This is a genomic window from Pseudoalteromonas sp. G5_S1_54_S4 (assembly GCF_054968565.1).
In genome coordinates this window covers 1-8,330 of record NZ_JBQKUL010000078.1, presented here as the reverse complement: position 1 = coordinate 8,330, position 8,330 = coordinate 1, and the positions used below count along the sequence as shown (strand labels likewise).

General features: G+C 37.6%; 11 protein-coding genes. 3 read left to right on the top strand and 8 right to left on the bottom strand.

Annotated elements, in window-relative coordinates; translation table 11 throughout:
• Nucleotides 1-75: 75 nt before the first annotated feature.
• From ACTRWE_RS18365 to ACTRWE_RS18345, 5 genes are all read right to left on the bottom strand, one after another.
• On the bottom strand, nt 76-555 hold the full coding sequence (locus ACTRWE_RS18365; protein WP_013463105.1) for a hypothetical protein: 480 nt from the start codon (nt 553-555) through the stop codon (nt 76-78).
• A 228-nt stretch (nt 556-783) separates the two neighbouring features.
• Nucleotides 784-1,665 carry an AbiJ-NTD4 domain-containing protein gene (locus ACTRWE_RS18360; RefSeq protein WP_013463104.1) on the bottom strand — a complete coding sequence of 294 codons (882 nt, stop codon included), beginning with the start codon at nt 1,663-1,665 and terminating at the stop codon, nt 784-786.
• Nucleotides 1,666-2,249: 584 nt separating this feature from the next.
• Complete coding sequence (locus tag ACTRWE_RS18355; RefSeq protein ID WP_147154729.1) at nt 2,250-2,579, bottom strand: hypothetical protein; 330 nt, start codon at nt 2,577-2,579, stop codon at nt 2,250-2,252.
• Between the two features lie 105 nt (nt 2,580-2,684).
• Nucleotides 2,685-2,984, bottom strand: a complete 300-nt coding sequence (locus ACTRWE_RS18350) for a hypothetical protein (protein ID WP_013463102.1) — start codon at nt 2,982-2,984, stop codon at nt 2,685-2,687.
• 50 nt (nt 2,985-3,034) lie between these two features.
• Complete coding sequence (locus ACTRWE_RS18345) at nt 3,035-4,204, bottom strand: acyltransferase family protein (RefSeq protein ID WP_041695990.1); 1,170 nt, start codon at nt 4,202-4,204, stop codon at nt 3,035-3,037.
• 150 nt (nt 4,205-4,354) lie between these two features.
• Here ACTRWE_RS18345 and ACTRWE_RS18340 point away from each other — a divergent pair, with 150 nt between their 5' ends.
• Together ACTRWE_RS18340 and ACTRWE_RS18335 are read left to right on the top strand one after the other, a co-directional pair.
• Nucleotides 4,355-5,500, top strand: a complete 1,146-nt coding sequence (locus ACTRWE_RS18340; RefSeq protein WP_013463100.1) for a sensor histidine kinase — start codon at nt 4,355-4,357, stop codon at nt 5,498-5,500.
• Entirely contained in the window at nt 5,478-6,092 is a 615-nt protein-coding gene (locus ACTRWE_RS18335) for a response regulator (RefSeq protein WP_013463099.1), read from the top strand. Before ACTRWE_RS18340 ends, ACTRWE_RS18335 begins: the two co-directional genes overlap by 23 nt.
• 21 nt (nt 6,093-6,113) lie before the next feature.
• Here ACTRWE_RS18335 and ACTRWE_RS18330 read toward each other — a convergent pair whose 3' ends face one another.
• Nucleotides 6,114-6,278 carry a hypothetical protein gene (locus ACTRWE_RS18330; RefSeq protein WP_290187469.1) on the bottom strand — a complete coding sequence of 55 codons (165 nt, stop codon included), beginning with the start codon at nt 6,276-6,278 and terminating at the stop codon, nt 6,114-6,116.
• Nucleotides 6,279-6,398: 120 nt separating this feature from the next.
• Between ACTRWE_RS18330 and ACTRWE_RS18325 the strand changes: the two genes are divergently transcribed.
• Nucleotides 6,399-6,995 (top strand): tyrosine-type recombinase/integrase, encoded by a 597-nt coding sequence (locus tag ACTRWE_RS18325; RefSeq protein ID WP_013463098.1) that lies wholly within the window; start codon nt 6,399-6,401, stop codon nt 6,993-6,995.
• 334 nt (nt 6,996-7,329) lie between these two features.
• Here ACTRWE_RS18325 and ACTRWE_RS18320 read toward each other — a convergent pair whose 3' ends face one another.
• Together ACTRWE_RS18320 and ACTRWE_RS18315 are read right to left on the bottom strand one after the other, a co-directional pair.
• Entirely contained in the window at nt 7,330-8,004 is a 675-nt protein-coding gene (locus tag ACTRWE_RS18320) for a hypothetical protein (RefSeq protein ID WP_013463096.1), read from the bottom strand.
• Nucleotides 8,005-8,124: 120 nt separating this feature from the next.
• On the bottom strand, nt 8,125-8,330 hold a 206-nt coding region (locus tag ACTRWE_RS18315; RefSeq protein WP_462880453.1), incomplete at its 5' end, for a hypothetical protein.

Here is an 8,330-nt window from a genome sequence, read left to right as displayed (position 1 = left end):
TGCCAACAGCGGACGCTGGTAACTCCCGTGCAGGAGCGAAACTTAAATGCGTCGAATTGACACGCTTGTTATGCATTATTGCCACCACCCTTGATAAGGATCGAACTTTAGAACTAATTCATTAGGGGAAAATGAGTGAGTAATTTTTACTGATACATCTCTAAATTCGGAACCATCGTTTCTCCTAATATACAGATTCTCTGTATTTACGATCCCAAGCAACCCAGTTGGATCTTCAATATTTCCGTCCTTAGAAATTGAGTTTGACCACGTTACTGGAATTTGCTGATTATCTTGATCATATACTTTTACGGTTGTTACAAATACTTTTCGAGCAGATTTATTGAAAAGTGCTGTACGTACTAAGGGGTCATTATGAGCTTTTTCAGAAAGCCCCACCTGATGCAAGCGTCCTGCTATTAAGGTTTCATCCGACTTAATCTCATCGTATATACGTTTAGAAAGGAAGTAACTAAAGCATGCTGAAACAGCAGCGACTACCGCAGCAGATGCTGCGATAATTGTAGTTATGTTCGTGGTTGTGATATCTAGCATATTTGAGTTATCTCGCTACTTTGATTGAGGTGTGCATAACAGTGTAATAGTACAGTCCCTGCGGTCCATATATTAGTTTTTAAAGCCAAACGGGTAAAATCTTGACTTCAGACATTTAAATTCTAACTGTCCGATTATCGATCACAGCTGAGCTTCGCAAAAGTGCCATGAGCGGAAGTTAGATACGCACAATTTTTTGTCCTTATTTAATTTCTTATTAGCAGTCAATTACGACTTTCTAGAAATTATCGTTCTTATAAATGCAGCTGACATATGTAACGCTAATTCTGCATCCATCTCGCCAACGCCTGACATTTTATTACTACCATGCCTTACCGCTGGTTCAGCATTTGTATATGCATAAAACTTCTCAAAAACTGTTACAAGCATAGGAGAAATAAGTTGCTCCCTTTTCATTGCCTTTAGTGCGTCACCTAGTGTAGCGCATTTGGGATAGATAGTTTTACAAACACTCTCAACTGCACTTACGGACTCTTTAATTGAATTCTCAGGATCCTTACTTGGGCTCAATATATAAGATCGAGCTTTGGAATAATGGACTCTTGCGGGTTCAAATTTATCCTGCAAAGTAGAGTCTATAGCTGATACTCTTGTTTCAAGATCTTTGGGAAGTGAGGTCTCTAATTTACCAGCATCATTCAATTTCCACTGAATTTTATGCTGCGAAAATAAATCATTTACCTTTTGCCTATATGACGGAAACATAAATGATTCGAATCGCGAGTTTTCCCATGCTGAGCTGTACTCTATTTCCTGTTCTTTAATCTTTATCGCTGTAATTTCAACAAAGTCATAAAATTGATACCATTCGAGATTCATAAGTCTGCATTTCAATGCATCCCAACATGTCCATGAGTCAAAATCTTCGGAGTCAGTTTCGTGCCCATTTTCTGCACATAACCTTTCAATTAAGTCTTTAACTCCCAGCGGTTTTGATTCTTCATTCTTTTGACGGCTATCACCATCAATATAAAGGAGAGGCTCCAAAACATTAATAAAGAAAAGGCTTTTCAACCAATTTGGCGCTTCTTCGCTAATTGGTTCATTTTTATACTCTGGGTCAAAACCAAATCTATGGGAAAACTTCATACCTTTCCTTAACTACTAACATTTTAGTATTTATACGATACGCAATTTGTGTTGCATAATCGCTTGTTGGGCTGAGTCGCTATCTGTTCGATGTGTCAGGATAGGTGTTGTTTAAGCTATGGGAGTTTGCTTTTAGAGGTTTTAGCTAAATCAGCTTACTTATTTCCCTACATTGCTCAGCGTTAACTATGTATCCATTACACCTAAAGTTTGCTCAATAAGCAATTACATTTATCCAATTTCAATGACCGGTTATCGCTCAAAAAAGCCCTTGAAAAGTTGCTCATTTAGCAATCTAGGTTAACACTATCAAGAAAACAGGTGTATATTTCCGAAAACGACCTTTGAAGCCATAGAAACGGAAGTTTGCTTTCGAAATATAGCAATACAGGCTTTAAAACCGGAAGTTTACTTCCGTTTTGTGCTTTAAGATTATAAGCTTGTATCTAGTAAAAGCTGAGAAGTCCAAACTCGTTTCTGCCCCAAAATGAGTTAACGTAATAACTCTATAGGTCGACTTTGAGCGAAGCAGTCAATCAAAAGTTTTGATATCTGAAGTCAAGATTTGATCCTCGTCGGCTTTTTCAAAACGAATGGGCACGAGCTTTTGTAATAGTGGCAAAACAAGTAAAGGAAGGCTCAGAGCGATTAATAACACAAACAACGGCATTTGCACTACTCAGCGCTCTCACCAATGCATCAACAGGGGTTATATCATCAACAGATTCAATAAAACAATTGTCTTTCTCAAACTCACTGATATCGTCGAAATATGCTTCAGGCGAAAACCAATATAACTCAAGCGACTTAACTACCACGTTATTGTTGTTTGATAGTTTTTTCCCTAAAACGATGAGGGGTTCGGCTTTTTTACCTAAACGGAGCTTAAGCAAAAGCGTTTTTATCAAATCCATGTGCTTACTATATGCCCAATAAAATAGTGACATGTTTTATCGTGCATTATTAGGTACATTAAAACAATAGTTACTTTTATGGACTACCAGCGTTTGTACTTTAAACTATTGGTTAATTAATTTAATCCATTCAATTGGATTCGAGACAATGAATTGATATTTATTACCATCTTTTAATACGATTTCAATTGCATCATGTGTATAAGGCAAAATACCCGCAACTTTACCAGAGCACTTACTCACTTTTACAATTTCACACCGTGCAAACATATAAGGCCCTAACCCAAATTGTGCATTCAACGGCGCAAAATGAATATCGGTGTTGGTTAGCCAAAATTTGCCGTCGGCTTTGATTGCCCCTTGTTGAATCGTGGCGATGGTCGATTTGATTGTTATTGCATGCATAATAGTATTCCTTTATGTGGTGCTTTTAAGTCATTACCAAGTGACGATATTTAAGCTGACTGTATTACCTTTCTCTTGGTTTGCCTACCGTTAAGTAGTGCGCCCAACCACGTATTTTTAACTAATAATAAATAACTTATTTGACCTATAAGTAATGTAACAACCACGCTAACTATAAACTTTACTAAAACTGGCCAACTAGTATTAATTAATGGCATCTGAATATAAATCAGCACTGGCACATGTATTAAATAAATCCAATATGATGCATTTGAGATGCTGCGACTGAGCTTACTTTGGTGATTTAAAAAACGATGCCCAAGTAAAAACGTTATGGCGGTTAACAAAATAACACTCAGTCCTTGTGATAAAACATGCAATACATGTAGCTCTCCCGCTGCGGCAAAATACCCAGTAGTTGCGGCGGCAATCACTTCATCTAAGCTTGGCGCGGCTGGTAATAAAGAAAAATAAGCAGTCAGTGATAGTGCAACACCCAAAATAAGAGGCCATAAGTACTTATTATATGACCAAATGAGTTGCTGTTTTTTATTAAGCCCCACTCCCAACCAATAAAAACTGCCGTAAAAACCATACGACCATAACTGTGGCGTGAGTTTATCAGGAGCAGGAAATGGAATAGATTGCCCCATTAAAGAAAACGTTAACACGATGGGAAGTACAACCCACATAAATAAAGGGTGAGCGCTAAGCGCATCGAATTTATTGCCTAATAAGTTAGTTGTTTTCAACAACCAGTGAATTAAGCAAAACTGGAATAAGTTCCACAAAAACCATAAGTGCATAGTGCTAACAACAGGCTCTTTAATAACTTTAAACACAGCAAAAATCGGCGGTATTGGATTAGCTATACCGGCTCCAAAACTCAAGGCATGGTAGTAAACGGCAAAGCTTAACGGTAAAAATACAATAAAAGGCAGTAGAATATGTTTACTGCGATGATGTAAAAAGCGCGCGTTGCTCGATTTATCTATTAAAAGTGCACTGCAAAACCCTGCAATAATAAAAAATAACGGCATACGAAATAAGTGCAGCGTATGCGTAATATAATCAAATAGACCATGTGTGCTTGGGTCTGCCGTAAACCAAATATTGCTAAAGAACGGACTGTAGGCTAAAGCGGCATGAAATACGATGCCGAGCAATAGCGCGAGGCTGCGTAAATTATCAATGTAGTGTAATCGACTGTCTTTATTCATTAATGTGCCCAACTAACTTTTATTAATCAAGCATAAATGAATGAGGTTTCATGGCACTAGTCACAAAGCTCATAGCCCGAGCTATGACAGATGTCACTGTTTTTACAACGTGAGTTCTGCAATAATTGCTAAAAAAATATGGCCACAGTAATGGAATCAACTATACGACATACAACCGATTGGCATTTTTCAACATTGGCATCGTGGCTTGGGGTGACATCGGCGTGTGCCTATTATGCCAACTCAGAATTAGCACTATATTTGCAAATCATAGTAAGTGGTTCCATTTTAGCTATTTTGCTGTATGTGTTAAAACAACCCAACAAATTTGTTCACGGCGTAGCGCTTGGCTATTTCTTGCTTATTTTGGCAATGATACAACTGAGTTCAACATCCTTAGTTTTTATCCACCTAGTGATGTTTACCGCGGTTTTTAGTCCTCATTTTTCGCTTCCTAAGATACTGGCTTGTGTTGTGGCCGCCATGCTGGTGTATGGTTTAACGCATTATGCGCGCTGGGAAAATGGCATTCCTTGGATCACGTTTACAATTTGGTTTTTCTTTTGCTTGATGAATTGGTTTGTCAGTCGCCGGATTGTCGAAAGTTTAAATACACATTACCAATCCCGACAAAACTATAAAGAGTTAAAAGCCACCCAACACATGATGGGGGCGATGCATGCAGCGCAAGAGCGACAAAATATATCACGCGAGCTCCATGATTCACTCGGCCATAAGCTTACCGCGCTCAGCATTAATTTAGATTTTGCTAAAAGAGCTGCAAATGAAGCCACCGTTGAAACCCTCTCTCTTTGCCACCAACTTAGCCAAGAAGTATTGGCAGAGGTGCGCGAAATCGTTTCCACTCAGCGCAATGACAAAACGATACTTAAGCAAGCTCTTGAGGCCATTTGCGAACTAACACCTAATTTACACTGTGATCTCCAACTAAGTAAGGAGACAGAGCAGCTCCCGCAAGACTTTGCCCTGTGTGTATTGCGGTTTACCCAAGAGATGATCAGCAACACCCTTAAACATACCCAAGCAAACCATTTTACTTTGCATGTAAATGTCTCCCACGTTGGCCAACAGCCGCTGTTAATTGCAAAAGCGTATCACAATCAACCAGAGACCCATTTACCAAAACAAGGGAACGGATTAGCAGGATTAAATGAGCGAATGGCACAATTTGGTGGTGAATTTTCACAACACCTTGAGCAAGAAACACTGATCAATACCATGACCCTACCACTAAATTTAGAAGAAAAAAGCCATGATAAAGTGCCTACTAGTTGAAGATCAGACCTTAGTTCGTTTAGGCCTCGCTAATTTACTTAACCTCGATAACGCCATTAATATAGAAGCCCAAGCTGAAGATGGCTTGCAAGCGCTTGCACTATTAGCTGAGCATAGTTTTGACATTGCTTTACTCGATATGAGAATGCCGAATTTAGATGGGCTCGGGGTGCTGCAAAAAATGCGCGAGAAGGGTGATAAAACCCCCGTGCTAATCATCACCACATTTGAAGATTGTGATGTATTAGTCAAAGCCCTTAATCTAGGTGCTCGTGGATATGTACTTAAAAACATTGAACTTGAAGAACTCATTAGCGCTATCAAGCAGGTCGTTGCAGGTGAGCGAGTATTGCAAAGTGCGGTGACTGATTTTCTACTCAAAAAGCAACTAAGCCCTCAGCTCTGCTTAACAGGCAAAGAACAAACCGTATTGCAGTGTTTGTCTTTAGGCATGTCGAACAAAGTGATTGCCAAAAAGTTAGATAACTCTGAGGGGACTATTCGTAATCATGTGTCACAAATCCTTGCTAAATTAGAGGTAAAAGACCGCACTCAGGCCGTTATAAAAGCCATTAATCACAACCTAATTTAACATGCGAAGAATACCAAATTACTATTTTCGATTAGGCTTAAGTGGTGCAATCAACATAAATAAGAGTAAACAAAACCAACTAATATACAAACAGGCGACTATCCATGCGAGCTTTACTAGGCGTTCCACTTTTTGTGACCTAGCAATGAGTATGATTGGCATCACCCAAATCTTGATTTCAGACATTAAAGATCTTCAGTCTGCTCATGGCACAGAACCGCCCATCGACTCTAACTCATAACTGCCCAAACCCTAATCAGTAATACATTCGCTATCCTCATAGTAACTTTTAAATAGGAGGTCACTATGAAACCAGAACTAAATCACAATGCGACTGGTGTGAAACGTCCTTTCAAGCTTGAAGAGATTTGGCGTATTCGCACTCGAATCGAAATTAAAAACAACTTGATGCAATTAGCGTTACTCAATTTGGCTATAGATAGTAAATTAAGATCATGTGATTTACTGTCTTTAAAAGTTCGAGATGTCGCTACCCAAGATCAAGTTTTTGAGAGAGTGCAATGGATACAAAAGAAAACAAGGATCGAAGTTCAATTTGAGATAACGCCGAGAACACAACAAAGTATTAGCCGTTGGGTTCAAGAAGTTAAATTGCAACCTAAAGATTATTTGTTCCGGAGTTTACGTCGCTCTAATCAACCAATAAGCTATTCATATTACAGGTCTATTATCAGGAGTTGGGCTGAGCAGTTAGGGCTTGATTCTGCTCTATATGGAACTCACTCAATGCGAAGAACCAAAGCGACATTGGTTTATGCTCGAACCAAAAATATAAGGGCCGTTCAGTTACTGCTTGGCCATACAAAAATTGATAACACCATAAGATATCTCGGAATTGAAATTGAAGATGCAATTAAGATATCCAGAGAAACGGATTGTTAATTTAATATAGGCAGCAACCCCCAAGCTGCCTTTGCCCCAAAACGTGTTAAAGCAATTATTCTATAGGTCGGCTTTGAGCGATAACCGGACACTGAAAAAGTTAAATTTATTCCTGTGTTTTAAGTAGAAATCTAATTTTGTCCAATAACATTATTAAACGCCGTTTTGGGGCAAAATAACATGCTTAATTCCTAGCTGTTTTAATTACTTGTTTACAAAGGTAATTATTGGTGAAATTATCAGGGTATGTAATATACGCCGTTTCGGTGTGTTATAAACCACCAAAATGGTGTTCAATAAGCTGTTAGCTGTTTTGCTATGTTCTAGGCTTTTTTCAAATAAAAACATCGACTTTCTTTTTGTCGGTTAACAATAAAGCAGCCTTTTCTTGATATAAATCAAAAGTATCGTCTGATATAAATTTATCAAACGTATTAATTATTTCTTTCATGTAAGAGGCTCTTACTTGATAAGTCTGACGTTCAGGATATTCTTTAGCAAGTCCATCTAATTTCTCTGAACTATTAGAAAAATACTCCATAACATTAATTTTTTTATCAGGATCTACATCCCCTCCACCATAAGAAAGGATCCTAAGTTTAGACTCTAAACTATTCATATCTTCTCTTTTTTTGGATATTATGGGGTTTCCTGACTTACCTAATCTAACTGGTTCATCACTATCGTATTTTTGTGTGTATTCTCGTTCCATTTCATTCACATTTTTAACAATACTATGAAGTTCTTTTATACTCATATTAGAAAAGTTGAGCTCTTCTTTTTTAAATACTTTTTCATATGCACTTCCCTCAATTAATGATGAATCAAAAGCATTATTGTCTTTTTTTTCTTTAACTTTAGGATCAAGGTGAGTTGTGTTTATATTAATTTTTAAGCCACTTTCGCTTGTTTTAGTAGAAAAGCTTTTTATTTTTTCATCATCACTGTTTGTAAAAATAGATATTTTACTTTCAAATAGAGTAGGTAGTAGATTGGTGCTGATTTTCATAAAAATCCTTTTTCATATGTCGTTTTCTTTTATCGACATAATTTTATAAAACTTAAGCTTTTATTTTAGATTGTTTTCTATTAACGACTCATAGGGCTGAGTCGTTAATAGAAAGTTTAACTAGCCACCAGATCTTACTTCATAAGTAATTCCACCATAAGTAGATCCAGTTGTTGTTTTATTTTCAACTTCCCAATAATAAGTGCCTGCATTAAAGATAGAAGTGGAAACTGCTACGCTATATCCGCCAGCAACTCTATCTCCATTGCTATCAACCAAAGTCACTTTGAAATCATGTCCGTCATAGTTTCTTAAAATTGCAAAAC